The organism is Pseudomonas sp., from assembly GCF_033723075.1.
GTDB lineage: Bacteria > Pseudomonadota > Gammaproteobacteria > Pseudomonadales > Pseudomonadaceae > Aquipseudomonas.
Genome location: NZ_JAWVXU010000006.1, coordinates 146,544 through 173,244 on the forward strand (window position 1 = coordinate 146,544; position 26,701 = coordinate 173,244).

The window sequence follows — 26,701 nt, forward strand, 5'->3', positions numbered from 1 at the left end:
GCGGGTCGCTAAGCAGGTCATAAAGGTGCATCTTAGGACTCATTGGCGGTGCTGGCTACGCAGGTAATCCTTTATGTCCGATCATCCTTTCGCTCAGGCCGATGCCGATTGGCTCAAACTTATCGGCACGGCACGCCACTGGTTCAACGGGCCCTATGGGCAGTTGCTGCTGGAGGACGAACAGCGCTTGCTCGAGGAAGAGCTGGCACGTTTCTTTGGCGGTTACATGGTGCACTACGGCCCTTCCGCTCAAGCTTCGCCGAATGCCGCACAGATCCAGCGCAGCGTGCGGGTCGGTGCGCCCTTCAGTGGGGTGGAAATTGTCTGCGAAGAACAAGCCTGGCCGCTGACCGAGTATGCCGCCGATGTCGTGTTGCTGCAGCACGGCCTGGACTTCAGTCTGTCGCCCCATGGCCTGTTGCGCGAGGCGGCACACAGCGTGCGCCCGGGCGGCCATCTGCTGGTGGTCGGCATCAATCCGATGAGTGCCTGGGGCGTACGCCATCTGTTCGCCCGCGATGCCCTGCGTCAGGCTCGTTGCATTGCACCCAATCGGGTCAGTGATTGGCTTCACCTGTTGGGCTTCGCGCTGGAGAAACGCCGCTTCGGGTGCTATCGTCCGCCGCTTGCTTCCACTGCCTGGCAGGCTCGTCTGGCTCCGCTGGAAGCCTGGGGCGACGCTTGGCAATCGCCAGGAGGCGGCTTCTATATATTGGTGGCGCGCAAGCTGGTGATCGGCTTGCGCCCGTCACGGCAGACGCAACGAGCGCCCATGGGCAAGCTGGTGCCCATGCCGGTGGCCAAGGTCAGTCGCCGCGAGCCGAAGCCGTAAGTCTTAGGGCCTGCCGAGCGGAATTTATTGAGAGATTGGCTCTGCATGAATGAACAAGTCGAGATTTACACCGATGGTGCCTGCAAGGGCAATCCCGGCATCGGTGGCTGGGGCGCGCTGATGATTTTCAAGGGCGTGGAAAAGGAACTCTGGGGCGGCGAAGCCGAGACCACCAACAACCGCATGGAACTGACTGCGGCGATTCGCGCTTTGGCCGAGTTGAAGCGTGCCTGTGACGTGCGTCTGGTGACCGACTCGCAATACGTCATGCAAGGTATCCAGGACTGGATGCCGAACTGGAAAAAACGCGGCTGGAAAACCGCCGCCAAACAGCCGGTGAAAAATGCCGATCTGTGGCGCGAGTTGGACGAGCAGGTCAACCGGCACAAGGTGACCTGGCAGTGGGTGCGCGGTCATACCGGCCACCCCGGGAACGAACGTGCCGACCAATTGGCCAACCGTGGTGTCGAGGAAGTGAGAGGATTGCAACGTGCGTAGCATAGTTTTGGATACCGAAACCACCGGCATGCCGGTCACCGATGGTCACCGGATTATCGAGATCGGTTGTGTCGAGCTGATGGGCCGGCGCCTGACCGGGCGGCATTTCCACGTCTACCTGCAGCCGGATCGCGAGATCGACGAGGGCGCCATTGCGGTGCACGGCATCACCAACGATTTCGTCCAGGACAAGCCGCGCTTCAAGGAAGTGGCCGACGAGTTCTTCGAGTTCATCAAGGGTGCGCGGCTGATCATCCACAACGCGGCGTTCGACGTTGGCTTCATCAACAACGAATTCGCCCTGATCAAGCAGCAGGATCGCGCCGACATCAGCGAGCATTGCTCGATTCTCGATACCCTGCTGATGGCCCGCGAACGTCATCCGGGGCAGCGCAACAGTCTCGATGCCCTGTGCAAGCGCTATGGCGTCGACAACTCCGGCCGCGACCTGCACGGCGCCTTGCTCGATGCCGAGATCCTCGCCGATGTCTACCTGACCATGACCGGCGGGCAGACCAATCTGTCCCTGGCCGGCGATGGCTCTGAGGGCGATAGCAATGGTCGCCAGCAACCCAGCGCGATTCGCCGCCTGCCTGCCGAGCGTTCGCCCACCCTGGTGGTGCGCGCCACCCAGGCCGAGCTGGAAGCGCATGCTGCACGCCTGGCGGCGATCGAAAAAGCGGCCGGCGGCCCGGCGCTGTGGGCGACGCTGGAGCCTTAGGGCGAACCGACAGATCTTGTTTGGCAAAGCTGTTCGGCAGCGCCCGCCGGCTGGGCCTGTTTGCCGGCGCCGCCGATCATCGAGCCGCAGCAGCTGGGGTTTTTCGAGCGTTGCCTGGGCGCACTACCGCTCGTTCGTGATCAACGCCACAGATGTGCGCGGGTTATGCGGATGTGTCCAGCGGCGGGCGGGGTGAGTCTAGAAAGTTCTAGGTCACCTTTTTCCGCCGCAGAGAGTTGCCATGCACCCGCTACGAGAAAGCCTGCACGATGAGCTGCATGCCCGGCCGTCGATCTACTTCGACGGCCCGGCCCATGTCTACCATTTCGCCTTGCTGGACGACGGTGTTTGCATCGATCCGATCATCGCCCAACTCGAAGGGCTGGCCGATCGGCACAGCCATGGCGCCTCGCGCCATGGCCTGCTGCGGATCGACGGCCACCCGTTCAAGTGGGAGCGCCACAGCGAATTCCTCTCCCTGACCTGGGTGGTGCCGCGCACGCCACAGGCGCCGCTCTGGGCCGAGCTGCCAGAGCCGCTGCGCGGCCTGCTGCAGACCCATCAGGCGTTGATCATCAATGCCCTGGTGGTACTGGTCGAAGACGCGCAGGAGGCGCTGGACGATCCCGCGGCCTATGGCTTCAAGGATCCCGCCGGCTCCCATGTGGGCGGTGGCGATGCCACGGTGTGGAGCGATTTTCGCCTGTCGGAGCAGGGCTTCAACCGCATCCTGCTGATCAACCGGGGCCTGAATGCCTACCGCCTCGGCCGCATGATCCGCCGCCTGCTGGAGATCGAAACCTATCGCATGCTGGCCTCCCTGGCCCTGCCCACCGCGCAGAACATCGGCGTCACCCTGCAGGAGCTGGATCGCAGCCTGATCCGTCTGGCCGAGCGCAATGCCGGGGCGGGCAATAGCGAGGCCAAGGAACTGCTCGACGCCCTCACCGAACTGTCCGCCCGCCTGATGCGCTGTGGCGCCGCCTGCCGGCCACGCTTCAGTGCTGCCGAGGCCTATGCGCAGATCGTCTTCGAGCGCATTGGCGAACTGCGCGAGCGGCATGTCGGCGGCAGTCAGCGTCTCGGCGTGTTCATCGAGCGGCGCTTCAAGCCGACGGTGCGCTATTGCGTCGCCACCGAACGCCGCCTCGACCGTTTGGCCAGCGGCATCGCCAACCTCGGCGACCTGCTGCAGGCCCGGGCCCAGGTGGAGGTGGAAGAGCAGAACAGCAAGATCCTCGAGAGTCTCAACGCGCGCACCAGCACCCAGCTGAAAATCCAGAAGGCGGTCGAGGGCTTCTCCCTGATCGCCATCAGCTACTACCTGGTCGGCCTGCTCAAGCTCACCCTGGAAGGTTTGGCGGCGCTGGGTACGCCGCTCTCCAGCAAGGTGCTGTTCGCCCTGTTGGCGCCACTGTTTCTGCTGACCCTGTTGCTGCTGGCCCGGCGCCTGAAGGTCGCGGCCCGGCATTAGGCGGTCGTCTGGACATGCCGATCTGTCGGGCCTCGCGCGCAGAGCGTGGCGCCGCCAGGATTTGTGCCACCCCATGGCGCACGGTCTGCGGCGAGTTGCAGCCCGCGGGCGGCTAGTCCGGTGCGCCAGCGGCTTCGCGCGCCTGCAACCAGGCAAATAGCCGGTCGGTATCGGCGCGGCGGCACAGTTCGCTGCCGGCGGTCATGATCGCCGCGCTGCCAGCGGCAACGCCGTAGCGTGCCGCCTCGCTCAGGCTGGCGCCCAGGGCCAGCTTGAGGGTGACGGCGCCGACCAGGCTGTCGCCGGCACCCACGGTGCTGAGCTTCCTTACTGTCGGCGCATTGATCCGCTCGGTCAGCTCGCGGGTCGCCAGGAGCGCGCCCTGGGGACCGAGCGAGACCAGCACGGCGGTACATTTGCCGGCCTCGACCAGGCCGCGGGCCACCCCGGCCAGCTGATCCGATTCGTCGATGTCCTCGCCACTCAGGGCGCGCAGCTCGTTGAGGTTGGGCTTGATCAGGTACAGCCCGCCGAAGTCCAGCGCCTGGCGTAATACATCTCCCGAGCTGTCGAGGATGCTGCGGGCGCCGCGTTGCGCGACGGTTTGCAGCAGGCGCGGGATGAAGTCCGCGGCGATCCCGGCGGGCAGGCTGCCGCTGATCACCAGATAGTCCAGTTCGGGCAGGTCGTCCAGCGCCGCCAGCAGCTGCGCCTGCTCGGCCTCGCTCAGGCGGGCGCCGGGCAGAACGAAGCGGTACTGCTGGGCGCTGGCCTGCTCCACCACGTTGAGGCATTCACGGGTCCAGGCGTCGATCGGCAGGGTCTGGCACGGGATGCCTTCTGCGGCCAGCAGGTCGGCCAGGTGCAGGCCGGTGGGGCCGCCGGCCGGGAACAGCGCCAGCGCACTGCCGCCGAGTTGGTGAATGGCCCGAGCGACGTTGATGCCGCCGCCTCCGGGTGCATAGCGGGGTTCGCTGCAGCGCAGCTTGGCGTCCGGACACAGGCGCGCAATGCTGGTGGCGCTGTCGAGTGCCGGGCTGAGGGTCAGGGTAACGATGCTGGTCATGCAAGACTCCCCGGGCCGCTGGATGGCCGTCCTGGCCGCGCTCATTGGCTGGCCTCGAGGATAAAGATAGTGCCTGGGAGGAGGAGTCGGCACTCAGCGGCTGTGAAAAACCTCCCGCTACAGCGGCGTTCGCTTCTTTCGCAAGCTCTGACCGCCGCGGTTGTCACAGGGTTGTCGAAACCGGGCAATCCGCGACTCGATAAGGCCACGGATCCTGCAATGATTCAAAAATGCGACAAAGCATTACCGAGGTCAACGGCCCGGTTTCCTAAAAGGTCATTGCATGGTGTTTACTGAGTGCCGTTGCCCAATCGCTCAGCGGATGCCGGATTGCCCCCATGTATAAAGACCTCAAGTTTCCCGTACTGATCGTGCACCGCGACATCAAGGCCGACACCGTGGCCGGCGATCGGGTGCGTGCCATCGCCCACGAGCTGGAGCAGGACGGTTTCAGCATCCTCTCCACCGCCAGCTCGGCCGAGGGGCGCATCGTCGCCTCGACCCATCACGGCCTCGCCTGCATCCTGGTGACTGCCGAGGGCGCGGGGGAGAACAAGCACCTGCTGCAGGACATGGTCGAGCTGATCCGCATCGCCCGGCGGCGGGCGCCGCAGCTGCCGATCTTCGCCCTCGGCGAACAGGTGACCATCGAGAACGCGCCGGCCGAAGCGATGGCCGACCTCAACCAGTTGCGCGGCATCCTCTACCTGTTCGAGGACACGGTGCCGTTCCTCGCCCGCCAGGTCGCCCGCGCCGCGCGCAACTATCTGGACTGCCTGCTGCCGCCGTTCTTCAAGGCGCTGGTGCAACACACTGCACAATCCAACTACTCCTGGCACACCCCCGGCCATGGCGGCGGGGTGGCCTATCGCAAGAGCCCGGTCGGCCAGGCCTTCCACCAGTTCTTCGGCGAGAACACCCTTCGCTCCGACCTCTCGGTGTCGGTGCCGGAGCTGGGCTCGCTGCTCGATCACACCGGCCCCCTGGCCGAGGCCGAGGCCCGCGCCGCACGCAACTTCGGCGCCGACCACACCTACTTCGTGATCAACGGCACCTCGACCGCCAACAAGATCGTCTGGCACGGCATGGTCGGCCGCGACGATCTGGTGCTGGTCGACCGCAACTGTCACAAGTCGATCCTCCACGCGATCATCATGACCGGCGCGATTCCGCTCTACCTGTGCCCGGAGCGTAACGAACTGGGCATCATCGGGCCGATCCCGCTGTCCGAGTTCAGCCGCGAGTCGATCCAGGCGAAGATCGACGCCAGTCCGCTGGCCCGCGGCCGCGTGCCCAGCAGCAGCGGAGCCATGGTCAAGCTGGTGGTGGTAACCAACTCGACCTACGACGGCCTGTGCTACAACGCCGAACTGATCAAGCAGACCCTGGGCGACAGCGTCGAGGTGCTGCATTTCGACGAGGCCTGGTATGCCTATGCGGCCTTCCACGAGTTCTATGCCGGGCGCTATGGCATGGGCACGACCCGCACGGCCAATGCGCCACTGGTGTTCAGTACCCACTCCACGCACAAGTTGCTGGCGGCGTTCAGCCAGGCCTCGATGATCCATGTGCAGGATGGCGGTGCGCGCCAGTTGGACCGCGACCGCTTCAACGAAGCCTTCATGATGCATATCTCGACCTCGCCGCAGTACGGCATCATCGCGTCGCTGGATGTGGCCTCGGCGATGATGGAAGGCCCGGCCGGGCGTTCGCTGATCCAGGAAACCTTCGACGAGGCGCTGAGCTTCCGCCGGGCCCTGGCCAATCTGCGGCAGAACCTCAGCGTCGACGACTGGTGGTTCAGCATCTGGCAGCCGCCCCAGGCCGAGGGCGTCGACGAGGTGGCGACCGAGAGCTGGCTGCTGCAGCCGCAAGCCGAGTGGCACGGCTTCGGCGAGGTGGCCGAGGACTATGTGCTGCTCGATCCGATCAAGGTCACCCTGGTGACCCCCGGTCTGACCGCGGGTGGCAAGCTCGATCAGTGCGGGATTCCTGCGGCGGTGGTCAGCAAGTTCCTCTGGGAACGGGGCCTGGTGGTCGAGAAGACCGGCCTGTATTCCTTCCTGGTGTTGTTCTCCATGGGCATCACCAAGGGCAAGTGGAGCACCCTGCTCACCGAGTTGCTGGAGTTCAAGCGCAGCTATGACGTCAACCTGCCACTGACGGTCGCCTTGCCCTCGATCGCCAAGGCGGGCGGCGCGCACTACCACGGCATGGGCCTGCGCGACCTGTGCGATGCGCTGCACCGTTGCTACGGCGAGAACGCCACGGCCAAGGCGATGAAGCGTATGTACACGGTGTTGCCGGAAATCGCCCTGAGGCCGGCCGATGCCTACAACCAGCTGGTGCGCGGCGAAGTCGAGGCCGTGCCCATCGACCGGCTCGACGGGCGCATCGCCGCGGTCATGCTGGTGCCCTATCCGCCGGGTATCCCGCTGATCATGCCGGGCGAGCGCTTTACCCCGGCGACCCGCTCGATCATCGATTACCTGGAGTTTGCCCGCACCTTCGACCGCAGCTTCCCCGGCTTCGACGCCGACGTGCACGGCCTGCAACGCAACGAAGGGCCGGACGGCAACGCCTACACGGTGGACTGCATCAAGCTCTGAAGTGCGACTGGCGCGTTGTCGGCTGGACAACGCGTCAGCCGTCACCGGCCCTGCCGGACTATCTCCACTAGATCAAGTGGTTACCGCCAACAGTCAAAACGCTGCTTAAGTCCAATGGCGTGTTCTGCGTCACAGAGGCCGGCATCGACATTTAGGCCGTGCTTGTTATAGTTGCCCGGTTGTAATCACAAGAATGTCTCTGTGCGCGTGCGCGCCGTTTTGCTGCTGAGGATGACTGCCGTGTCCGACTACCAAGCCTTTAGTGTCGAGTTGGCAGATAAGATCGCCCACGTGGTGATCGACCGCCCGGAAAAGATCAACGCCATGAACGCCGAGTTCTGGACGGAGATCATCGAGATCTTTCGCTGGATCGACGCCACGGACGAGGTGCGGGTGGTGGTACTGTCGGGTGCTGGCAAGCATTTTTCCTCCGGTATCGACCTGATGATGCTGGCTCAGCTGGGCAGTCAGATGGGCCCGGATGTCGGTCGCAACGCGGAAAAGCTGCGGCGCAAGATCCTCGAGCTGCAAGCCTCTTTCAATGCCGTCGACCAGTGCCGCAAGCCGGTACTGGCGGCGATCCAGGGCTATTGCCTGGGCGGCGCCATCGACTTGATTGCGGCCTGCGATATGCGCTACTCGACCGTTGACGCCCAATTCTCGATCAAGGAAATCGACATCGGCATGGCCGCCGATGTTGGTACCTTGCAGCGCCTGCCACGGATCATCGGCGACGGCATGATGCGCGAGCTGGCCTTCACCGGGCGCACCATCGGCGGTGAAGAAGCGCGCAGTATCGGTCTGGTCAATCGCACCTTCGCCGACGCCAGCGCGCTGCTCGAGGGGGTGATGGGCATTGCCGGTGAAATCGCCGCGAAATCCCCGGTGGCAGTGCGCGGTACCAAGGAAATGATTCGCTACATGCGCGACCACCGGGTCGACGATGGCCTCGAGTACATCGCCACCTGGAACGCCGCGATGCTGCAATCGGTCGACTTGCGCGTGGCCATGGCCGCGCACATGAGCAAGCAAAAGCCGGAGTTCGCCGACTGATGCGACCACTGTCTTCTCTACCGGCGCGGGAGGCGCACTAGCGCATGGTTTCTGGAGCCACGTCACTCAGTTTGGTGCGTAACGAACTGTTCACCACCATGGAGGAGGCCGAGTCGAGCCTCGAGCATTTCATTGCCGAGCGGCATAACGGCAGCCTGCTGCAACAGGCGGTGGAAAGCCTTCATCAGGTCCGCGGCACGCTCAACCTGGTCGAGTTGACCGGTGCCGAGTTGCTCGCTCAGGAAGTGCTCGAGCAGGCCACCGACATTCCCGCCGGCGCCGGTGAGGAGCGCGATGTGCAGCTCTCGGCGCTGAGCAACGCGCTGCATGTGCTGCGCCGTTATCTGGAAAACATCGAGGTGCACCGCCAGGAAATGCCCGAGTTGCTGCTGCCGGCAATCAATGACCTGCGCCAGGCCGGCGGCCAGTCGGCGCTGCCGGAAAGCTTCTTCTTCAGCGTACGCCTCGACCATGCACGCCCGCGCACCGCGCCGGCCGCCCTGGATGCGGCGGCCAAGGAAATCGAAGGGCGGCGCTTGCGCCAGATGTATCAGGTGGGCCTGCTCGGTTTCATCCGCGAACAGAACCCGCAGGCCAGCCTGAAGCTTATGGGCCGTGCCATGACCCGGCTGGACAGCCTCTACGCCAACGAGCCGCGGGGCCGTCTGTGCTGGATCGGTGCCGCGGCGGTGGAGGCGCAGCTCGAGGGTCAGCTACTGACGCGCAAGTCGCGCAAGCACCTATTCTCGCGGATTGATCGCGAACTCAAGCAAGTACTCGCCAACAGCCTGTACGAGACGCCGCGCAGCCTGCTCAAGGAACTGCTCTATCTGGTGGCCCTGGCCGACAGTCGCGGGCCTGTGGTCACGCCGGTACGCGAGCTGTTTGGCCTGACCTCGCTGCCTTTCACCGATCACCTGCTCGAAGAGGAATACCAGCGCCTGGCCGGCCCTGGACAGGCGGTCATGCGCTCGCTGAGTTCGGCCATTCGTGAAGAGCTGACCAGCGTCAAGGACATGCTCGACCTGATCGAACGGGGCACCGTGCAGGCCGAAAGCCTCGGCAATCTGCATGCGTTGCTCGGCAAGCTGAGCAAGACCCTGGGCATGGTCGGCCTCAGTTCGGCGGGCAATGCGCTGAATGCGCAACTGCAGACGGTTGCCGGCTGGAGCGAGGAGCGCGCCCCGCAACAGCAGGAGCTGCTCAAGCTGGCCGATGCCGTGCTCTATGTCGAGGGCATGGTCGCCAGTCTGGAGCGCGGTGAGCGGCGCGACCACAGTGCAGGGGCGCAGGCGCCGGGCAAGGAGCTCGAATCCTTCGCCTACTACCAGCTCAACGAGGCCCGCATCGTCGTGGTCGACGAGGCCCGCGGCGGCCTGGCGCTGGCCAAGCGCGCGATCACCGCCTACCTGGAAGCCGACGGCGATCGCATGCACCTGTCCAATGTACCGTTCAGCCTGCAGGCGGTGCGCGGCGGGTTGTGGTTTCTCGGCCAGGAACGGGCGGCCTCGCTGGTCGGCGCCTGCGCCGAATACATCCAGAAGCAGATGTTCGAAGCGCCACAGATGCCTTCCGAGCAAATGCTGGAAACCCTTGCCGACGCACTCAGCAGTCTTGAATACTACTTGGAAGCGGGCGCGGTAATGCGCCCGGAAACCCAGCCCAGCGTGCTCGACCTGGCCGCAGACAGCGTGCGTGCCCTGGGCTTACCGGTAGCCGCATAAATGACCCAGCGTTGGCAGCCCGCCTTACTCGACAGCCAGCAGCCCGGTGGCTGGGCCCTGGTACATTGCCGACAGCAGTTTCTGGCGGACAGCAACGGCGTGTTGTTTCCCCGCGAATGGCTGAAAAAGCAGGAGCTGCCAATTCTGGCCGAACATGGCATCGGTCATTTCGACGGTGATGCCATCTACCTACTGGAGCTGCAGCAGCCGGTCGATATGCCCGGTTGCAGTTGGCAAAGCCTGCGTCAGTTCATGCTGCAAGGCGATGCCGATACCTTCAGGATGCTCGGCTATGCGACACAGATCGGCACCTGGGCGCGCCAGCACCGGTTTTGCGGCAGTTGTGGTGAGCCGATGGTGCATTTCGCTGGCGAGCGCGCGATGCATTGCCCGCGTTGCGAGCTGCACCACTATCCACGCCTGTCGCCGAGCATGATCGTGTTGGTCACCCGCGGCGATGAAATCCTCCTGGCCCGATCGCCGCGTTTCGTCCCCGGCGTCTACAGCACCCTGGCCGGTTTCGTCGAGGCCGGCGAATCGGTCGAACAGTGCGTGGCGCGTGAGGTGCACGAAGAGGTCGGGGTCGAGATCAAGAACCTGCAGTACCTGGGGAGCCAGGGCTGGCCGTTCCCGCATTCGCTGATGCTCGGCTTCCATGCCGAATACGCGGCTGGCGAGATCGTCATGCAGGTCGACGAGATCGAGGATGCGCAGTGGTTCAGCGTGCACCAGTTGCCACCCTTGCCGGCGCCACGCTCGATCGCCCGCTACCTGATCGACGTCTACGTGGCGCAGCGGCTAGGGCTGCCGGAGCCGTCGCTGACGGTCTAGTCAGATTTAGGCCAGGCCGAACCAGTGCTGCCAGGCTAACCGCGCGGCGAGCGCCAGGACCATCAGGATGAACACCGGGCGGATGAACTTCGAGCCGCCGCGGATTGCCGAGCGGGCCCCGAGAAAAGCCCCGGCCATCAGGGCGATGCCCATGCTGATGCCGAGTACCCAGGCGACCTGGCCGGCGACGATGAACACCACCAGGGCGCAGGCGTTGCTGACGAAGTTCATGCTGCGGGCCACGCCGCTGGCGCGGACCAGATCGAGCGGGTAGAGCAGCAGGCTGCTGACCGTCCAGAATGCCCCTGTGCCCGGCCCGGCGACGCCATCGTAGAAGCCCAGACCGAGGCTTTGCGGCCACTGCCGGCCCTGGGCAATGGGCGCATCGGCGTTTAGCGGTGCCGCCGGGGTGCGACCGAACAGCAGGTAGAGCCCGCAGGCGAATACCACCACTGGCAACAGTTGATTGAGCCAGGCAGCTGGCAGCCAGTGCACCAGTGTGGCGCCGAGCAGGGCGCCGATCGCGGTACCGATCAGCGCATTGCGCCAGGGCAGGGGGGCGAACAGCTTGCGCCGGTAGAAGGTGTAGCTGGCGGTGGCCGAGCCAAAGGTGGCACAGAGTTTGTTGGTGCCCAGCACCAGATGCGGCGGCAGGCCGGCCATCAGCAGGGCCGGAATGGTCAGCAGGCCGCCGCCGCCGGCAATGGCATCGATGAAGCCGGCGACGAAGGCCACCAGGGCGAGAATGACCAGGATTGCCGGGTCAACGGCAAGCTCGAAAGGCAAGGGCATGGAAAAGACGACCTGTGTCCGATTGTGCAGCGAAGCTGCTGTTCGCTGGCGGGGTTGCTGCGCATAATGCCGGCATTTTCACGGACAAGGAACTGACTCGATGCAATATGACGGTCTGGCATGGGCAACGGCACTGCTGGCATTGCTGGCGGTGCTGGTTGCCGTGCGAATTCTGTTCAATAGCCACTGGTTTCTCGGCTGGCTGCGCGGCACCTGTGGACTGGCCGTTCTGGCCCTGGCCGGTTTCATCGGCCTGGTGGCCTACGACCTCTATAGCTATGCGTCGCTGCCGGAGGGCAAGCCGCTGGTGACCTTGCGCTTCGAGGCCGATGGCCCACGTTATCGGGTCAACCTGCTGGAGGGCGAAAACGAGCGTAGCGTGCTGCTGGAGGGCGACTTGTGGCAATTGGATGCACGTCTGCTGCAATGGCAGGGACTCGCGGCACTGATCGGCCTGCAGCCGGGCTTCCGCCTGGAAAAACTCTCGGGGCGTTTCCTCGCCATCGAGCAGCAGGAGCAGGCTCAGCAGGCCCAGGTCGAGCTGGCCCGCAGCCCCTATGGCATCGACCTGTGGCGCTGGCTGCGCCTGGGTCAGCACGACCTGTTTCTGTTCGATGCCCAGGCACGCCGGGTCACCTACCTGCCGATCGCCGACCAGGCGGTATACAGCGTCAGCCTGACGCCGACCGGCCTGCTGGCACAGCCGATGAACCAGGCAGCCAAGCAGGCACTGCAGGATTGGCAGTAGCGTGCGCTGAGTAGCGCCGGCGGAGATCCGCTTGAGGTCACCCCGGTTGATAGTGGTTGAATGCAAAAAAAGGGACCCGAAGGTCCCTTTTTGTGTGCTGCCGACCTTTATCAGGACAGGAAGCCGCCGTCGACGTTCAGTGACACGCCGGTGGTATAGCTGGAGGCGTCGCTGGCCAGGTACAGCACGGCGCCGGCCATTTCGCTCGGGGCGGCCACGCGCTTGAGTGGGATGCGTTGCAGCGCCAGATTGAGGATGGCGTCGTTCTTGGTCAGGGCGGAGGCGAATTTGGTGTCGGTCAGGCCCGGCAGGAGGGCGTTGCAGCGGATGCCGAACTGCGCGCATTCCTTGGCGAAGACCTTGGTCATGCTGATCACCGCGGCTTTGGTCACCGAGTAGATGCCCTGCATTTCGCCCGGGGATACGCCGTTGATCGAGGCCACGTTGACGATGCTGCCACCGCCGTTTTCCTTCATCAGCTTGCCGCCTTCGATGGACATGAAGTAATAGCCGCGGATATTGACGTCGACGGTCTTCTGGAAGGCCGACAGGTCGGTTTCCAGTACGTTGCCGAACTGCGGGTTGGTGGCCGCGTTGTTGACCAGGATGTCCAGACGACCGAACTGTTCGCGAATCTGCGCGAACACGTTGCTGATCTGCTCCATTTCGCCGATATGGCAGGCAATCGCGGTGGCCTTGCCACCGTCGGCGATGATCGCATCGGCAACACCCTGGCAGCCGTCGATCTTGCGGCTCGAGACGATCACGTGGGCGCCCTGCTGGGCCAGCAGCTTGGCAATGGCCTCACCGATACCGCGGCTGGCGCCGGAGACGAAGGCGATCTTGCCATCGAGGTCGAACAGTGTGGTTTTGGACATGGACGTTTCCTTTCTGGTTAAAGGCCTGTTCGGCCGATTACAACTGCGACTTGGCGATGACCTGCAGGCTCATCTGCTCCAGCAGCTTGTTCATTTGAACGAACTGGGCGAAGCGTTTGTCCTGGGTCTGGCCATGGTAGTAGCGGTAGTAGATCTGCTGCACGATACCGGCCAGGCGGAACAGGCCGTAGGTGTAGTAGAAGTCGATGCTCTTGATCTCGATGCCGGCGCGTTCGGCGTAGTAGTCGGCGAACTCCTGGCGGCTAAGCATGCCCGGTGCATTGCTCGGCTGGCGGCGCATCATTTGCACCGGCGCAGGGTCGTCGGCCTCGATCCAGTAGGCAAGGGTGTTGCCCAGATCCATCAGCGGGTCGCCGATAGTGGTCAGCTCCCAGTCCAGTACGCCAATGATCTGCATCGGGTTGTTCGGGTCGAGAATCACGTTGTCGAAGCGGTAGTCGTTGTGCACGATGGCCGGCTTGGGGTGGTCGGCCGGCATCTTGTCTTTCAGCCAGGCCTTGACCGGTTCCCACAGCGGCGCGTCAGGGGTCAGGGCCTTCTCGTAGCGAGCGCTCCAGCCGCCGATCTGGCGCTCTACATAGCCTTGCGGTTTGCCCAGGTCGCCGAGACCGCAGGCGGCGTAGTCGACGTTGTGCAGCTCGACCATCTTGTCGATGAAGCTCTTGCACAGCTGGCGGGTCTTGTCGGCATCGAGGTTCAACTCGGCCGGCATGTCGGAGCGCAGGATGATGCCGTTGACCCGTTCCATTACATAAAATTCGGCGCCGATCACCGCTTCGTCGGTGCAATGCACATAGGCTTTCGGGCAGTAGGGGAAGGCCTCGTAGAGCTGGTTGAGAATGCGGTACTCGCGGCCCATATCGTGAGCGGATTTGGCCTTGTGGCCAAATGGCGGGCGGCGCAGGACGAATTCCTTCTCGGGGTATTCGATCAGGTAGGTGAGGTTCGATGCACCGCCGGGGAACTGGCTGATCCGTGGCTCGCCAGTCAGGCCGGGAATATGTGCCTTGAGGTACGGATCAATGATCGCAGTGTCGAGCTCTTCACCCTCGCGGATGCGAGTGGACTGGTCAGTAAGCGCCATGCTTATCCCTTCTACTTATAATGGGGGCCCTAGATTATTGGTTAATCTAATACTGCACCCTGGCCGTAACAAGTACTACACGCCGTTATAGGTGGTCGTGTTGCCGCTTGATCAAGCAGCCTGATTGAGTTGCAGGCAAGTCTGCAGGCGAAAAAAAACCGGAGTACGAAACTCCGGTTTTTTGGCCAGACCACTGCAATGAAGCTTAGACCGGGAACAGTTCGCCCAGCTTCATGGCCAGCATCATGTCGCCTTCGGCGCGCAGCTTGCCGCCCATGAAGGCCTGCATGCCATCGGTCTCGCCGCTGGTGATGCCCTTGAGGGTTTCGCTGTCCATGATCAGGGTCACATTGGCGTTGTCGGCATCGCCTTGTTGGACATCGCAGGTGCCGTCCTTGATGACCAGGTAGTGGTTCTCACCGTCTTCGATGTTGAACTGGAACACCAGGTCCAGGCCCGCAGCGGCAGAGGCGTTGAACTTGGACTGCATGGTATTGATGATGTCTGCAACGCTCATGATGTCTTCCTTTATTTTCAGGGTTTTCTCGCGCCCTTATGGGTGCGGTAGGCCGGAACTCAGCGGTAGGTGATGAGTTCCGGCTCCTTCAACAGCTGTAAATGCACATGGCTGTTGAAGGAGGCCAGGCTCACTTGGCTGCCACGAAATTTCAGGCAGCTTAGCGAGGTGTTGACGATTTGCCAGTTCAGTTCGAAGGCCTTGGCGGCGGGCACGCCGGTGATCAACTGAAGCAGTGCGGTAATGGTGCCGCCGGAGGTGAAGATTGCGATGTTCTGTTTGCTATCGGCCTGTTGCAACAGGCGGGTCAGCCCGCCCTGGACCTGTTCGACAAAAGCCGGCCAGCTTTGCAGGCCGGGTTGCTCGTGGTCGCCGGAAATCCAGCGGCCGATCAGCAACGAGAACAGGCGTTGGAACTCGGCGCGGTTCTGCGCCCCGTTGCGTAACACATGCAGGGCTTCGGGTTCTTCGTCGAGCAGGCCGGGAAGCAGGCTGCGGATCACCGCGTCGGCATCGAACTCGTTGAAGGCGGCATCCACCTGCAGATCGGGTATTGCCTGACCGCTGCTGCGCAACTGGCTCATCGCCGCGTTGGCGGTGTGCTGTTGGCGGCGTAAAGCGCCACTCAGGCTGCGATCGATGCGAATACCCAGCTCAGCCAGGTGCGCACCCAGCACTTCGGCCTGACGAATACCGATGGGCGAAAGCACATCGTAGTCATCGGCGCCGAATGAGGCTTGGCCATGTCTGATCAGGTAAATGCTGCCCACGTTGGCCACTGTCCCGGTTCGCTGAAAGTTCGCCGAGCGTATGGGGATCAAGCAGGCCTGTCAACGAAAAAACATACGCTTGTTTGAATTTATGAGCTGTCATTCATGCCAGCGTGCCAGGCAACTGGTCGCCAGCTGGTGGCGCCGGTATGCTTGGTCGCAACGAGCGCTGAGCGACACTGCGCTGAAATGAATAATGAGGGGAAATGCGTGGAGTTTTTCGCAGAATATGCGGCCTTTCTGGCCAAAACGGTAACGCTGGTTGTGGCTATTCTGGTGATTCTGCTGGCAGCCGTTGCAGCGCGGAGCAAGGGCCGGCGCGTTGTTGGGCAGTTGCAGGTGGATAAGCTCAATGACTTCTACAAGCAGCTGCGCCACCGTCTCGAACATGCCGTGCTGGACAAGGACCAGCTCAAGGCTGCTCATAAGGACGAAGCCAAGGCGGCCAAGTTGGCGAAAAAAACTGGCGCGCACAAGCCCCGGGTATTTGTCCTGGACTTCGATGGCGATATCAAGGCATCGGCCACTGACAGCTTGCGCCATGAAATCACCGCCTTGCTGAGTCTGGCCACGCCTGAGGATGAAGTGGTGCTGCGCCTGGAAAGTGGCGGTGGCATGGTGCACAGCTATGGCCTGGCATCCTCGCAGCTGGTGCGCATTCGCCAGGCGGGCATCCCGCTGACCGTATGCATCGATAAGGTCGCGGCCAGCGGCGGCTACATGATGGCCTGCATCGGCGAGAAGATCATTTCCGCACCCTTTGCCATGCTCGGCTCCATCGGTGTGGTTGCCCAGTTGCCCAACGTGCACCGCCTGCTAAAAAAGCACGACATCGACTTCGAGGTGCTTACCGCTGGCGAGTACAAGCGCACCCTGACCATATTTGGTGAAAATACCGAGAAGGGCCGGGAGAAGTTCCAGGAAGACTTGGAGATCATTCACGAGCTGTTCAAGAACTTCGTCGCCCGCTATCGACCGCAACTGGACATCGATGACATCGCCACCGGCGAAGTCTGGCTGGGCCTGGCTGCGCTGGAAAAACAACTGGTCGATGAACTCAAGACCAGCGACGAATACCTGGCCGAGCGGGCCAGGGAGGCCGAGCTGTTTCACCTGCACTACGCCGAGAAGAAAAGCCTGCAGGAACGAGTCGGTCTGGCGGCCAGCGTTGCACTGGACCGTTTCACCTTGAATTGGCTAAGCCGCCTCAATCAGCAGCGTTTCTGGTAATCCAATCTTTTACCCCAGGGGATGATGATGGCTACGTTCACGGCACTGCAAGCCCGCGAAAATGCGGCGGGCGAGTTCGAACAGGCGCTTGTCCAGCGCGACACCAGCGAACTGCCGGCTGGCGAGTTGCTGATTCGGGTCAGCTACTCGTCGCTGAACTACAAGGATGCCCTGTCCGCCAGTGGCAACCGTGGTGTGACCAAACATTTTCCACATACCCCCGGCATCGATGCCGCGGGAGTGGTCGAGCAGTCGAGCGTTGCCGAATTCAGCGTAGGCGATGAAGTGATCGTGACCGGCTATGACCTGGGCATGAATACCGCAGGCGGCTTTGCCCAGTACATTCGTATTCCATCGGCCTGGGCGCTCAAGCGACCGCAGGGTTTGTCCCTGCGTGAGGCCATGGTGCTGGGTACTGCGGGCCTCACCGCCGCGCTCTGCATCGACAAGCTGGAGCAAGCCGGCGTGCTCCCGGACGCCGGGCCTGTTCTGGTGACGGGGGCGACCGGGGGCGTGGGCAGTGTTGCCGTAGCGTTGCTCAACCAGCTTGGCTACAGCGTGGCGGCGTCCACTGGCAAGGCCGAACAGGGCGAGTTCCTCAAGGGGCTGGGCGCCCGGCAGATAGTCCCGCGTAACGAGCTGCAGGAAGGCGCGGAGCGCCCGCTACTCAAGGAGCAATGGGCCGGCGCGGTGGATACTGTCGGCGGCGATATTCTGTTCAATGTGGTCAAGTCGCTGCGCTACGGTGGCAGCGCCGCGTGCTGCGGGCTAACTGCCGGAGTGGCGTTCAAGGGCAGCGTACTGCCGTTCATCCTGCGTGGGGTCAACCTGCTGGGGGTCGACTCGGTCGAACTGCCACTGGTGGCAAAGGCTTCCATGTGGGACAAGCTCTCGTTGCAATGGAAGCTCGACGATCTTGAGCGTCTGGTCACTGAAGTTACTTTGCAAGAGCTGCCCGAGGCCATAGCCCAGATACTCGCTGGCAAGCTGGTTGGCCGGGTATTGGTGCGGGTGGACTGACTCCGCTCGGGCATGTTGGCACCCGTCCGGTTTCAGGCACGGCTGAGGTACCGGGTTATCTTGGCGCGAAACACGCCTTGGTGCGTACTGGCGCTGCCCGACCCTGTCGAGAGCCGACGCCCTGTTGGGCTTTGCACCAACTTACCGCATCGAAACCTGTAGCCCGGATGCAGTCCGGGCTACAAAAAATGCCGCTCACTTGGCTTAAGTGAGCGGCATTTTGCATTGCAGGGCTTCTTGTTGCAGCTGACGATCAGGCGCGGCGACGAAACAGTGGCTGCGGCTGGTCGCTGGAGGCTTGATAAACCTGCGAGAACTCCTCGAAGGCTTTTAGTGCGTCCAGTGGGTCCTTGTCTTCGCGCAGGGCGAAAGCATCGAAGCCGACGCGCTGGTAGGAAAACAACTGGTCACGCAGCACATCGCCGATGGCACGCACTTCGCCTTTGTAGCCATAGCGGGTGCGCAGCAAATAGGCAGTGGAGCAGTGGCGTCCGTCCGTGAAGGCAGGAAAGTTCAGGGCGATCACCTGGAAGTTGTCCAGTTGATCGGCGATCTCTTCGATCTCTTCGCCGGCGTCCAGCCAGACACCCAGGCCACCGTCACGGGCCTTGAGGGCACTTGGGTGTTCGATCCACAGCGCCAGGGGCACGATCAGATCATCACAGTTGCTCAGGCCGTCGAGGGTCGTGTCCTTGGGCAGCAGATGCCAGGTTTCGTCGACCACCTGGCCATTCTTAATGATTCGCTGCATATACGCGCTCCTTGAACGGGGCGACACCGACACGACGGAAGGTGTCGAGGAAACTTTCTTCATCGGTGCGTTGCTCGACGTAGACCTTGATGATCTTGTCGATCACATCGGGCATATCATCCTGGGCAAAGGATGGACCGAGAATCTGCGCCAGGCTGGCCTCGCGGCCGGAGTTGCCGCCGATCGATACCTGGTAGAACTCCTGACCCTTCTTGTCCACGCCGAGAATGCCGATGTGGCCGACGTGGTGGTGGCCGCAGGCGTTCATGCAGCCGGAGATGTTCAGCTCGATGTCGCCGATGTCGAACAGGTAATCCAGATCATCGAACCGACGCTGGATGGCTTCGGCTACCGGGATCGACTTGGCGTTGGCCAGCGAGCAGAAGTCGCCACCCGGGCAGCAGATGATATCGGTCAGCAGGCCCACGTTCGGGGTGGCAAAGCCGTGTTCACGCAGTTCGCCCCAGAGGCTGAACAGTTGGCTCTGCTCGACGTCGGCGAGGATGATGTTCTGGTTATGGCTGTTGCGCACCTCGCCAAAACTGTAGCGATCAGCCAGCTCGGCGATGCTGTCGAGTTGCTTGTCGGTGACATCCCCCGGCGCGACGCCGGTTGGCTTGAGCGACAGGGTGACAGCGACATAGCCGGGTTGCTTGTGGGCGAAGGTGTTGCGCTGCCGCCAGCGGGCGAAGCCCGGGTGCTCGGCGTCCAGTTGCGCCAGCAGCGCGTCCTGGTCGTGCAGGGGCTGATAGGCCGGGTCGACGAAATGCGCAGCGACGCGCGCCACTTCGGCTTCGGTCAAGGTGGTCGGGCCATCCTTCAGGTGGGTCCACTCGGCGTTGACGCGCTCGGCGAACACCTCGGGGGTCAGCGCCTTGACCAGAATCTTGATGCGCGCCTTGTACTTGTTGTCGCGCCGGCCATAGCGGTTATACACACGCAGGATGGCGTCGAGGTAGCTGATCAAATGCTGCCAGGGCAGGAACTCATTGATAAAGCTGCCTACCACCGGGGTACGGCCCAGGCCGCCACCGACGGAAACGCGGAAACCCAGCTCGCCGGTGTCGTTGTTCACTGCCTCGAGGCCGATGTCGTGCACTTCGATAGCCGCACGGTCAGTGGCTGCGCCATTGACGGCAATCTTGAACTTGCGCGGCAGGTGGGTGAACTCGGGGTGAAAGGTCGACCACTGGCGGATGATTTCACACCAGGGCCGTGGATCGATGATCTCGTCCTTGGCCACGCCGGCGAACTGGTCGGTGGTGGTGTTGCGGATGCAGTTGCCGCTGGTCTGGATCGCGTGCATCTGCACGGTGGCCAGTTCGGCAAGGATCTCGGGTACGTCTTCCAGGTCAGGCCAGTTGAACTGAACGTTCTGCCGGGTGCTGATGTGGGCGTAGCCCTTGTCGTAGTCGCGGGCAATCTTGGCCAGCATGCGCACCTGCCTGGAAGAAAGCAGGCCATAGGGCACGGCAATTCGCAACATGGGCGCAAAACGCTGAATGTACAGGCCATTTTGCAGGCGCAGTGGACGGAATTCTTCGCCACTCAGCTCACCAGCCAGGAAACGGCGGGTCTGATCACGGAACTGCTGGACGCGGTCCTCGATGATTTGTTGATCGTACTGGTCGTATACGTACATGAAGGGTCCTGTTTTCAGGCTGCTTGCAGCAATTCTGCGCGCACGGCCGCGCACCCCTAACGGAGCTGCAGGAAGATACCAGCTCAAGGTTATGCGCAAAAGTGAAGTTTTAGTATATGGACAGAACTTTGAGTGCTAAGGATGGACGAGAACATAACCTCAGCGGTTGAGAAATTATCGAACGCCGCTGTGAGGCGGTCTCCAGGCGTTCGCGGCCAGGTACACCACCTCACCTTCCTTCAGGTGTGCCCAGAATCATCAGGCCACTTGATTACTTGACCACAACAGTAATTGGTCGCAGCGCAGGGCGTTTGCAGGCGACCGCAGTGGGCGGGCGTCTGTTCACTGCATTTCAGTGCTTGAGCAAGCGTGCGACCTAGGCTTAACTGCATGAGCGAACCACTCATAAGCACAAAAAAGGGTAGCTAATGACCGACCATACCGAACCCGAAAGCCGAGACAGTGTTGTCGACGCCAGAGCGATCTTTGTCCTGATTCTATTGGCTGTAGTCACAGCGGTATTCTGGGTAAGCCAGCAATAACCCAGGCTGCTTGAAAAGCCGGCTGCAGCGCACTGTCGCCGGCTTTTTCATGCGTTTGCGGATGGGTGGCGGCAAAAAGCCACCGCTGGACGCTTATACTGCGCACGCTTTTTGGGAGGTGTGTGCGTGATCTGGTCAGGCTTGGGTATTGTTTCTCTGTTGTGCCTCTCGATGCTGAGTGGCCTGGCGTCTGCGGCCAGTGTGGCCAAGCGCGCCACGGCCAAGTCGCCCGTGTCCGTGGTATTTATCAATCCCGGTTATGCCGATGAGCCGTTCTGGCTCGGTTATATCGATCACATGCACGATGCTGCGGATGATTTGGGGATGCAGCTGCGTGTGCTCCATGGCGAGCGGGACTCGCTCAAGGTGCTGCGTCATGCACGTGACGTCCTGCACTCCCGGAAACAACCGAGCTATCTGGTCTTCGTCAATGAACACTATGTTGGGCCCGAGATTCTTCGCCTGTTTGCCGACAGCAAGATCAAGCTGTTCGCCCTGCATAGCACCCTGACCTCGGATCAGCAGGCAATGGCCGGGGGCAGTCGGGAGAAATACCGCAACTGGATCGGCAGTCTGGTGCCCAACGATGAAGAAGCCGGCTACCTGATGGCCAAGGCTTTGATCGCCATGGCACCGGCTGGCGCTGGCGAAATGGTCGCGTTCTCGGGCATCAAGCAGACGCCATCTGCCACATTGCGCGAGGCCGGCCTGCACCGTGCGCTGGCCGAGCACCCGCACATGCGTTTAAAGCAGCTGCTATACGGCGAATGGTCGAGCCAGCGAGCCTATGAGCAGGCTCGAGTCCTGCTTGCGCGTTATCCCGATGTCAGTCTGGTGTGGGCGGCGAATGACGAGATGGCGTTTGGTGTCATGCGCGCGGCTGAGGAGCAGGGGCGGCAACTGCGTTATTCGGCATTGAACAATTCAACACGAGTGCTGCAGGCGCGGGTTGACGAGCGTATCAGTGTGCTGGTCAGCGGTCATTTCATTCTTGGCGGCTGCGCCATGGTCATGCTCCACGATCACGCCGCCGGCCTGGACTTCGCCGCGCGCGACGGCAAGGATCAACAGGCTGATTTGTTCCGCATGCTCAACAAGCAGGAGTCGCTACGTCTGCTGCGGCGCATCGACAGGCATGAGGCCAACCTGGATTTTCGCCGTTTCAGTGCCGTGCTCAATCCACGTTTGCAGGGCTATGACTGCTCTATCGAGGCCTTGTTGCGCTAATTCAAACGCCTGCGAAATGCAGCACCAGTTTGACCACGGCAAAGATCACCAGCACGAACAGCAGGGTGAACAGCAGCCCGAGGATGATGAAATGGCTGGGTTTGCCGCGGCTGAAGTCACGGCTGCGCTTCTTGCCGCTCTGTACGCCAATGGCCGCTGCGAGGATACTCTGCAGCATTTCCCATAGCGTCAGCGGCTTGTCGTCTGGATCATCCTGCTTGCTCATATGAACCCCTGAATTGCGGTTGGTCAGGCCTGTCGATCATCCAGCGATAGTCTCTCACAGCTGGATCTGGGTCCAGCCCCGCCGTTGCCACATCACGGCGAAGATCACCGAGGCGAGGCCGCGCTGGAGAATCTGCAGGCTCCAGATAGCGAGCAAACCATAGCCCAATATGGGGCCGAGCAGATAAGCCAGAGGCAGAAAGAACAGCCATTGGTTGCCCAGGCTGACCAGCATCACCGTGCGGCTGGCGCCGGCACCGAGCAGTGCCTGGGTGAGCACCAGGGCGGTGGCATCCAGCACCATGCCCATGCCGGTCAGGCGCAACGGCCAACTGCCCAGTTCGATCAGCGCCGGATCGCTGACGAATAGTCGCAAGATCAGTTCCGGGTAAAGCCAGAAGGGTGTGCCCAGCAGCATCAGGCCGACGGCCGCGACCTTGACCACCTCCCAGCCCCAGCGATGGGCGGCGTCGAAGTCCTTTTCGCCCAAGCTGTGGCTGACCAGAGTGGTGGCGGCCATACCCAGGCCGATGGCCGGCAGGATCAGCAGCAGCGCCAGGTTGATCAGCACATGGGCGACCGCCAACTCGGCGGTGCCGACCTGGCCGATGATCCAGAACAGCGCGGTAATGCCGGTGGCGAAGAAGAATTGCTGGGCCGAGTTGGGCAGCGACAGGCGCAGCATGCTGCGCAGGTCAATGGCGCTGGGCAGGCGGGTCAGAAAACCCTGGCGGCGAGCGCTGTGCCAGGTCTGCCCGGCATAGATCAGTGAGCCCAGGTACAGCGCCAGAGCGGTGCCCAGCCCTGAGCCGGGCGCGCCCATCTGCGGTAAGCCGAAGAGGCCGTGGATCAACGAGTAGCTGATCAGCACATTGGCCAGGTGCATGATCACCAGGGTGCGCATATAGACGCCGGAGCGGTGGCTGCCATTCCAGTAGCCGCGGAAGGAGAAGTTCAGACCGACGGCGAAAATCGCCAGCACCCGCCACTCGAAGTAGGCGGTGCCGATGCCCAGTACTTCGGGGTCGCCCGACAGCAGTCCAATGATCGGCTGGGCGTTCAACCAGCAGAACACCGTCAACGGCAGGGCGAGGCACAGCGCGATCAGCATGCCGACATTCAGCGGCGCCGCCAGTTCGTCCAAGCGTCCTGCTCCGCGGCGCCGCGCGACCTGGGCCTGCACGCCGGCACCAAGACCCATGACCAGGGCGATGGCCATGAAGTTGGCATAGCTGCCGATGCCGACGCCGGCCAGTGCCTTCTCGCCGAGATGGCCGACCATGGCCGCATCCACCAGGTTGAGCAGGCTCTGGCTGAGCATGCCGCCGATAATCGGTAGGCCGAGAGTGAGGATGTGGCGAAGGCGTTGACGCTCGATCATGCAGGGTTCGCTGTGGGCCTGTTAACCCGGCAGGCAGGATGCTAGGCGCCGGAGGTGGTGCGCATCTTAACCCGTGGGCGGACGTCGAGGCATGCGGTGGGACATCGACAATCGCCTATGTCAGCAGCGGCTCGCCGCGTGCCTCGGTCTCACACGCCAGCTGTGCGCTCAACCAGGCGACGGCGGTCGAGCACCTCGACCGCCCGCGCACGCAACTGGCCGCAGCCACCGTCGATATCCTGGCCGGCGGAATTGCGTACCTTGGTCAGCACGCCGCGGCTGTGCAGATAGCGCACGATCTGTACGATGCGCTCGCCGTCCGGGCGCTGGAACTCATCCTCTTGCAGGCTGTTATAGGGGATCAGGTTCATGATCGCGTACTTGCCCCTGAGCAGACGCAGGATGCCGTCCATTTCGGCCTGGCTGTCGTTGATGCCCTTGAGCAGCGTCCACTGGTACTGGATCGGATAATCGATCTGCCGGGCGTAGGTTTCACCCAGCTCGACCAACTCCTCGGGGTCGATACGTGGCGCGCGCGGCAACAGTTGCTGGCGCAGTTCTGCATCGGTGGTATGCAGCGACAGGGCCAGCGCCGGTTTGATGCGCTGTTGCGGCAGACGCTCGAACACCCGCGGATCGCCTACGGTGGAGAACACCAGGTTGCGCTGACCAATGCCGCCATCGGTGCCGAGCAGGTCGATGGCCTGCAGCACGTTGTCGAGGTTGTGCGCCGGCTCGCCCATGCCCATGAACACCACCTTCTTCACCGGGCGGAAACGCCGGGCCAGCGCCACCTGGGCGACGACCTCGGCCGTGCTCAACTGGCGCAGCAGGCCGCTCTTGCCGGTCATGCAGAACACGCAGCCGACCGCGCAGCCGACCTGGCTCGACACGCACAGGCCATCGCGCGGCAGCAGCACGCTTTCCACCATCTGCTTGTCGGCCAGCTCCACCAGTAAACGCGCCGAGCCGTCCGCCGCCGGGTGCTCGGAGCTGAGGCGGGCGAGGGCGTCGAGCGCTTCCGTCAACTGCGGCAGGGCATTGCGCACCGCAAGCGGCAGAAAGTTCTCGGTCTTCTGGTTGCGCGTGCCACTATCCAGCGGTTTGCCTTGCAGCCAGGCACGGCTGATCCGCCCGATATGCATGGGCTTGGCACCGAGGTCGGCGAGGCACTGGTGAAAATCTTCGATCTGCATGGGGCGCGCATGCTATCACCGCGCAGGCGGCAGCGGTATCCGTTGCCTGGCGAGGTTTATTGCATGGCGGCGTGACGAGTGCTTTGCTCAAGCCCGCCCGCACACTCATACTAGCGCCTTGATTGGCCTGACCCAGCAGTGCGGAGCGGTAGATGAAATACATACACCAGCGCGAACACCTCAATGAAGACGACGTCGTCGTGATCGAGTGCTCGCAGACCTGCAATATCCGCCTGATGAGCGACGCGAATTTCCGCAGCTTCAAGAATGGCGGCCGGCACTCCTACCACGGCGGCGCTTTCGATAGCTTCCCGGCGAAAATCACCGTACCGAGCAGCGGCTTCTGGAATATCACCATCGATACCGTTACCCGCAAGGCGATCAGCGTGACGCGCAAGCCGACGCTCAAGCATTCGATCAAGATCATCCGCAAGTCGACTACGCGGCTGAGTTGAGTGGCGGATATCGCTGCACATCAATGCGGCGGTAAATAGGGTGGATGAATAAGCGTCATCCACTCCTGCGGAATTTAAAGCCCCGATGCCTTTTCCACCGATAGCTTCGCCGCCATTCCCAACAGTTGGCTGCCAGCCAGCACTGTCGTGTGCCTGCGCTGGCTTGGCCCCGTGTTGCCTCAGCTTGACTCAAGCCACTGCCGCACCACCTGCAAGGCCTGGGTCTGGCGCTGCTGCCAGTCGCCCTGGATGCACTGCAAAGGCTGCCGATGCAGGCGCAACCAGCGTTCACAGCGCAGATGGAACTGTTGCCGTTGAGTCAGCTCTGGCTGACAGCGCTGGCCATCATCCATCCACGGCACCTGGTCTGGGCTGAGCAGCAGGTGCAGATGGTATTCGCGCTCAAGCAGCGCCTGTTCCATCCAGGCGGGGCAGTCGGCAAACAGTTCCTGGCTCCAGAGCATATTGCTGAGCAGGTGGGTGTCGAGTATCAGCAACTCCGGTCGGGTGGCGCGGGCCTGGTCTTCCCATTGCAGTTGGCCGCGCGCGATCTGCTCGATATCCGCATAACAGGTGTCGCGCTGGGTCTGCTCGATGAAGTAGCGAACGTACTCACCGACCACGACACCGCCAAACTCGCTGTGGAGTTTGCCAGCCAGCCAGCTTTTGCCGCTGGACTCCGGCCCGGTCAAGACCAGCACCTTCATGCCAGGGCCAAGGCGCGGTCACGGCGCCAGGTCAGCCAGCCATTGAGCGCCAGCACGGTGAACAGCGCATACAGCCCTGCGGTCAGGTACAGGCCGTGCTGCAGGAACAGCGCCACGAACAGCACGTCGAGGATGACCCACAGCGGCCAGCACTCCACGCGTTTCTGCGCCATCCAGACTTGCGCAACCAGGCTGAAAGCGCTGAGCGTTGCATCCTGCCAGGGCGCGGCGGCATCGGTGAATGCCACCATCAGGTAACCCAGCAGCAATGCGCCTATAGCCCCGGCAGCCAGGCTCAACAGCACACCGTGCTGGTTCAGCCGATTGACGCGTACGCCCGCCTGGCCATCGCCGCCACGCGTCCACTGCCACCAGCCATAGAGTTGCAGGGCGGCATAAACGCCCTGCAGCAGCATGTTCGAATACAGCGCTGCGTTGTAAAAAATCCAGCCATACATGACCACCATGACCAGGCCGATGGGCCAGCACCACGGGTTTTGCTTTACCGTCAGCCAGACAGCCACAACGCCAATAACCGATGCAATTAATTCCAGGGTCGACATAAGACTCCAGCACGAGGGATATCGAAATACGCGAGGTGGCGATTGTAGCGATTACCCCGATCCATGGCTTGGCTTGGCTTGGCTTGGCCTGGTCATGGTTTGGCCTGGCCTGGCCGGAAACAACCAGGCCCGCATTGGCGGGCC

General features: G+C 62.6%; 26 protein-coding genes. 13 read left to right on the top strand and 13 right to left on the bottom strand.

All coding sequences use genetic code 11. The annotated features are described in order from the left end of the window. Positions 1-73: 73 nt before the first annotated feature. The 4 genes from R3355_RS09480 to R3355_RS09495 all read left to right on the top strand — a co-directional run bounded on the left by R3355_RS09480 (position 74) and on the right by R3355_RS09495 (position 3,525). The gene (locus tag R3355_RS09480; protein ID WP_318960968.1) at positions 74-832 is read left to right on the top strand and encodes a methyltransferase domain-containing protein; all 759 of its coding nucleotides are present in this window, start codon (positions 74-76) and stop codon (positions 830-832) included. 45 nt (positions 833-877) lie between these two features. Beyond that, positions 878-1,330, top strand: a complete 453-nt coding sequence (gene rnhA, locus R3355_RS09485) for a ribonuclease HI (RefSeq protein ID WP_318960969.1) — start codon at positions 878-880, stop codon at positions 1,328-1,330. Further along, on the top strand, positions 1,323-2,051 hold the full coding sequence (dnaQ, locus tag R3355_RS09490; RefSeq protein WP_318948278.1) for a DNA polymerase III subunit epsilon: 729 nt from the start codon (positions 1,323-1,325) through the stop codon (positions 2,049-2,051). Before rnhA ends, dnaQ begins: the two co-directional genes overlap by 8 nt. A gap of 241 nt (positions 2,052-2,292) precedes the next feature. Then, complete coding sequence (locus tag R3355_RS09495; RefSeq protein WP_318960970.1) at positions 2,293-3,525, top strand: DUF3422 domain-containing protein; 1,233 nt, start codon at positions 2,293-2,295, stop codon at positions 3,523-3,525. 112 nt (positions 3,526-3,637) lie between these two features. Here R3355_RS09495 and pfkB read toward each other — a convergent pair whose 3' ends face one another. Then, a complete protein-coding gene (pfkB, locus tag R3355_RS09500; protein WP_318960971.1) occupies positions 3,638-4,591 on the bottom strand; it encodes a 6-phosphofructokinase II in 954 nt (317 codons plus the stop codon). Positions 4,592-4,929: 338 nt separating this feature from the next. Between pfkB and R3355_RS09505 the strand changes: the two genes are divergently transcribed. The 4 genes from R3355_RS09505 (at position 4,930) to nudC (ending at position 10,808) form a co-directional block, all read left to right on the top strand. Beyond that, the gene (locus R3355_RS09505; RefSeq protein ID WP_318960972.1) at positions 4,930-7,200 is read left to right on the top strand and encodes an Orn/Lys/Arg decarboxylase N-terminal domain-containing protein; all 2,271 of its coding nucleotides are present in this window, start codon (positions 4,930-4,932) and stop codon (positions 7,198-7,200) included. A gap of 240 nt (positions 7,201-7,440) precedes the next feature. Next, complete coding sequence (locus R3355_RS09510; protein WP_318960973.1) at positions 7,441-8,253, top strand: crotonase/enoyl-CoA hydratase family protein; 813 nt, start codon at positions 7,441-7,443, stop codon at positions 8,251-8,253. Between the two features lie 44 nt (positions 8,254-8,297). Then, the gene (locus tag R3355_RS09515; protein ID WP_318960974.1) at positions 8,298-9,977 is read left to right on the top strand and encodes a ferrous iron transporter B; all 1,680 of its coding nucleotides are present in this window, start codon (positions 8,298-8,300) and stop codon (positions 9,975-9,977) included. Then, entirely contained in the window at positions 9,978-10,808 is an 831-nt protein-coding gene (gene nudC, locus R3355_RS09520; RefSeq protein ID WP_318960975.1) for an NAD(+) diphosphatase, read from the top strand. Positions 10,809-10,814: 6 nt separating this feature from the next. Here nudC and R3355_RS09525 read toward each other — a convergent pair whose 3' ends face one another. Continuing rightward, positions 10,815-11,594: a TSUP family transporter gene (locus R3355_RS09525; RefSeq protein ID WP_318961068.1), complete on the bottom strand. Its 780-nt coding sequence runs from the start codon at positions 11,592-11,594 to the stop codon at positions 10,815-10,817. A 106-nt stretch (positions 11,595-11,700) separates the two neighbouring features. On the opposite strand from R3355_RS09525, the gene R3355_RS09530 reads away from it, so the two are divergent. Next, on the top strand, positions 11,701-12,348 hold the full coding sequence (locus R3355_RS09530) for a hypothetical protein (protein WP_318960976.1): 648 nt from the start codon (positions 11,701-11,703) through the stop codon (positions 12,346-12,348). A 110-nt stretch (positions 12,349-12,458) separates the two neighbouring features. On the opposite strand, the gene R3355_RS09535 is transcribed toward R3355_RS09530, so the two are convergent. From R3355_RS09535 to R3355_RS09550, 4 genes are all read right to left on the bottom strand, one after another. Next, on the bottom strand, positions 12,459-13,226 hold the full coding sequence (locus tag R3355_RS09535) for an SDR family oxidoreductase (RefSeq protein WP_318949498.1): 768 nt from the start codon (positions 13,224-13,226) through the stop codon (positions 12,459-12,461). A 37-nt stretch (positions 13,227-13,263) separates the two neighbouring features. Further along, complete coding sequence (locus R3355_RS09540) at positions 13,264-14,331, bottom strand: phosphotransferase family protein (protein WP_318960977.1); 1,068 nt, start codon at positions 14,329-14,331, stop codon at positions 13,264-13,266. Between the two features lie 205 nt (positions 14,332-14,536). Then, on the bottom strand, positions 14,537-14,851 hold the full coding sequence (locus R3355_RS09545) for an SCP2 sterol-binding domain-containing protein (protein WP_090500715.1): 315 nt from the start codon (positions 14,849-14,851) through the stop codon (positions 14,537-14,539). A gap of 56 nt (positions 14,852-14,907) precedes the next feature. Next, positions 14,908-15,618 (bottom strand): histidine phosphatase family protein, encoded by a 711-nt coding sequence (locus R3355_RS09550; RefSeq protein WP_318960978.1) that lies wholly within the window; start codon positions 15,616-15,618, stop codon positions 14,908-14,910. Between the two features lie 210 nt (positions 15,619-15,828). Here R3355_RS09550 and sohB point away from each other — a divergent pair, with 210 nt between their 5' ends. Then, the gene (sohB, locus tag R3355_RS09555; protein WP_318960979.1) at positions 15,829-16,848 is read left to right on the top strand and encodes a protease SohB; all 1,020 of its coding nucleotides are present in this window, start codon (positions 15,829-15,831) and stop codon (positions 16,846-16,848) included. A 27-nt stretch (positions 16,849-16,875) separates the two neighbouring features. After that, a complete protein-coding gene (locus tag R3355_RS09560; RefSeq protein ID WP_318960980.1) occupies positions 16,876-17,868 on the top strand; it encodes a YhdH/YhfP family quinone oxidoreductase in 993 nt (330 codons plus the stop codon). 253 nt (positions 17,869-18,121) lie between these two features. On the opposite strand, the gene R3355_RS09565 is transcribed toward R3355_RS09560, so the two are convergent. Together R3355_RS09565 and R3355_RS09570 are read right to left on the bottom strand one after the other, a co-directional pair. Next, the gene (locus R3355_RS09565; protein WP_318960981.1) at positions 18,122-18,619 is read right to left on the bottom strand and encodes a DUF934 domain-containing protein; all 498 of its coding nucleotides are present in this window, start codon (positions 18,617-18,619) and stop codon (positions 18,122-18,124) included. Continuing rightward, positions 18,603-20,261: a nitrite/sulfite reductase gene (locus R3355_RS09570; RefSeq protein ID WP_318960982.1), complete on the bottom strand. Its 1,659-nt coding sequence runs from the start codon at positions 20,259-20,261 to the stop codon at positions 18,603-18,605. Before R3355_RS09570 ends, R3355_RS09565 begins: the two co-directional genes overlap by 17 nt. A gap of 668 nt (positions 20,262-20,929) precedes the next feature. Here R3355_RS09570 and R3355_RS09575 point away from each other — a divergent pair. Beyond that, positions 20,930-22,030, top strand: a complete 1,101-nt coding sequence (locus R3355_RS09575) for an ABC transporter substrate-binding protein (protein WP_318960983.1) — start codon at positions 20,930-20,932, stop codon at positions 22,028-22,030. A gap of 1 nt (position 22,031) precedes the next feature. Here the strand turns inward: R3355_RS09575 and R3355_RS09580 are convergent, their stop codons facing one another. The 3 genes from R3355_RS09580 to R3355_RS09590 form a co-directional block, all read right to left on the bottom strand. Next, a complete protein-coding gene (locus tag R3355_RS09580) occupies positions 22,032-22,256 on the bottom strand; it encodes a DUF2970 domain-containing protein (RefSeq protein ID WP_318960984.1) in 225 nt (74 codons plus the stop codon). A 54-nt stretch (positions 22,257-22,310) separates the two neighbouring features. Next, a complete protein-coding gene (locus R3355_RS09585; RefSeq protein ID WP_318960985.1) occupies positions 22,311-23,636 on the bottom strand; it encodes an MATE family efflux transporter in 1,326 nt (441 codons plus the stop codon). A gap of 149 nt (positions 23,637-23,785) precedes the next feature. Further along, positions 23,786-24,832, bottom strand: a complete 1,047-nt coding sequence (locus R3355_RS09590) for an RNA methyltransferase (protein WP_318960986.1) — start codon at positions 24,830-24,832, stop codon at positions 23,786-23,788. Between the two features lie 152 nt (positions 24,833-24,984). On the opposite strand from R3355_RS09590, the gene R3355_RS09595 reads away from it, so the two are divergent. After that, positions 24,985-25,287, top strand: a complete 303-nt coding sequence (locus tag R3355_RS09595) for a DUF1883 domain-containing protein (RefSeq protein WP_318949509.1) — start codon at positions 24,985-24,987, stop codon at positions 25,285-25,287. Between the two features lie 179 nt (positions 25,288-25,466). On the opposite strand, the gene R3355_RS09600 is transcribed toward R3355_RS09595, so the two are convergent. Both R3355_RS09600 and pnuC read right to left on the bottom strand, forming a co-directional pair. Further along, positions 25,467-25,994 carry an AAA family ATPase gene (locus R3355_RS09600; RefSeq protein ID WP_318960987.1) on the bottom strand — a complete coding sequence of 176 codons (528 nt, stop codon included), beginning with the start codon at positions 25,992-25,994 and terminating at the stop codon, positions 25,467-25,469. Continuing rightward, a complete protein-coding gene (gene pnuC / locus R3355_RS09605; protein WP_318960988.1) occupies positions 25,991-26,557 on the bottom strand; it encodes a nicotinamide riboside transporter PnuC in 567 nt (188 codons plus the stop codon). Before pnuC ends, R3355_RS09600 begins: the two co-directional genes overlap by 4 nt. Between the last annotated feature and the right edge of the window lie 144 nt (positions 26,558-26,701).

Excerpts from the sequence above, each read along its gene's own strand:
- R3355_RS09480 (WP_318960968.1), top strand. The coding sequence starts at position 74 with ATGTCCGATCATCCTTTCGCTCAGGCCGATGCCGATTGGCTCAAACTT.
- rnhA (WP_318960969.1), top strand. The coding sequence starts at position 878 with ATGAATGAACAAGTCGAGATTTACACCGATGGTGCCTGCAAGGGCAAT.
- R3355_RS09495 (WP_318960970.1), top strand. The coding sequence starts at position 2,293 with ATGCACCCGCTACGAGAAAGCCTGCACGATGAGCTGCATGCCCGGCCG.
- pfkB (WP_318960971.1), bottom strand. The coding sequence starts at position 4,591 with ATGACCAGCATCGTTACCCTGACCCTCAGCCCGGCACTCGACAGCGCC.
- R3355_RS09505 (WP_318960972.1), top strand. The coding sequence starts at position 4,930 with ATGTATAAAGACCTCAAGTTTCCCGTACTGATCGTGCACCGCGACATC.
- R3355_RS09515 (WP_318960974.1), top strand. The coding sequence starts at position 8,298 with ATGGTTTCTGGAGCCACGTCACTCAGTTTGGTGCGTAACGAACTGTTC.
- nudC (WP_318960975.1), top strand. The coding sequence starts at position 9,978 with ATGACCCAGCGTTGGCAGCCCGCCTTACTCGACAGCCAGCAGCCCGGT.
- R3355_RS09530 (WP_318960976.1), top strand. The coding sequence starts at position 11,701 with ATGCAATATGACGGTCTGGCATGGGCAACGGCACTGCTGGCATTGCTG.
- R3355_RS09535 (WP_318949498.1), bottom strand. The coding sequence starts at position 13,226 with ATGTCCAAAACCACACTGTTCGACCTCGATGGCAAGATCGCCTTCGTC.
- R3355_RS09540 (WP_318960977.1), bottom strand. The coding sequence starts at position 14,331 with ATGGCGCTTACTGACCAGTCCACTCGCATCCGCGAGGGTGAAGAGCTC.
- R3355_RS09560 (WP_318960980.1), top strand. The coding sequence starts at position 16,876 with ATGGCTACGTTCACGGCACTGCAAGCCCGCGAAAATGCGGCGGGCGAG.
- R3355_RS09565 (WP_318960981.1), bottom strand. The coding sequence starts at position 18,619 with ATGCAGCGAATCATTAAGAATGGCCAGGTGGTCGACGAAACCTGGCAT.
- R3355_RS09570 (WP_318960982.1), bottom strand. The coding sequence starts at position 20,261 with ATGTACGTATACGACCAGTACGATCAACAAATCATCGAGGACCGCGTC.
- R3355_RS09580 (WP_318960984.1), bottom strand. The coding sequence starts at position 22,256 with ATGAGCAAGCAGGATGATCCAGACGACAAGCCGCTGACGCTATGGGAA.
- R3355_RS09585 (WP_318960985.1), bottom strand. The coding sequence starts at position 23,636 with ATGATCGAGCGTCAACGCCTTCGCCACATCCTCACTCTCGGCCTACCG.
- R3355_RS09590 (WP_318960986.1), bottom strand. The coding sequence starts at position 24,832 with ATGCAGATCGAAGATTTTCACCAGTGCCTCGCCGACCTCGGTGCCAAG.
- R3355_RS09595 (WP_318949509.1), top strand. The coding sequence starts at position 24,985 with ATGAAATACATACACCAGCGCGAACACCTCAATGAAGACGACGTCGTC.
- R3355_RS09600 (WP_318960987.1), bottom strand. The coding sequence starts at position 25,994 with ATGAAGGTGCTGGTCTTGACCGGGCCGGAGTCCAGCGGCAAAAGCTGG.
- pnuC (WP_318960988.1), bottom strand. The coding sequence starts at position 26,557 with ATGTCGACCCTGGAATTAATTGCATCGGTTATTGGCGTTGTGGCTGTC.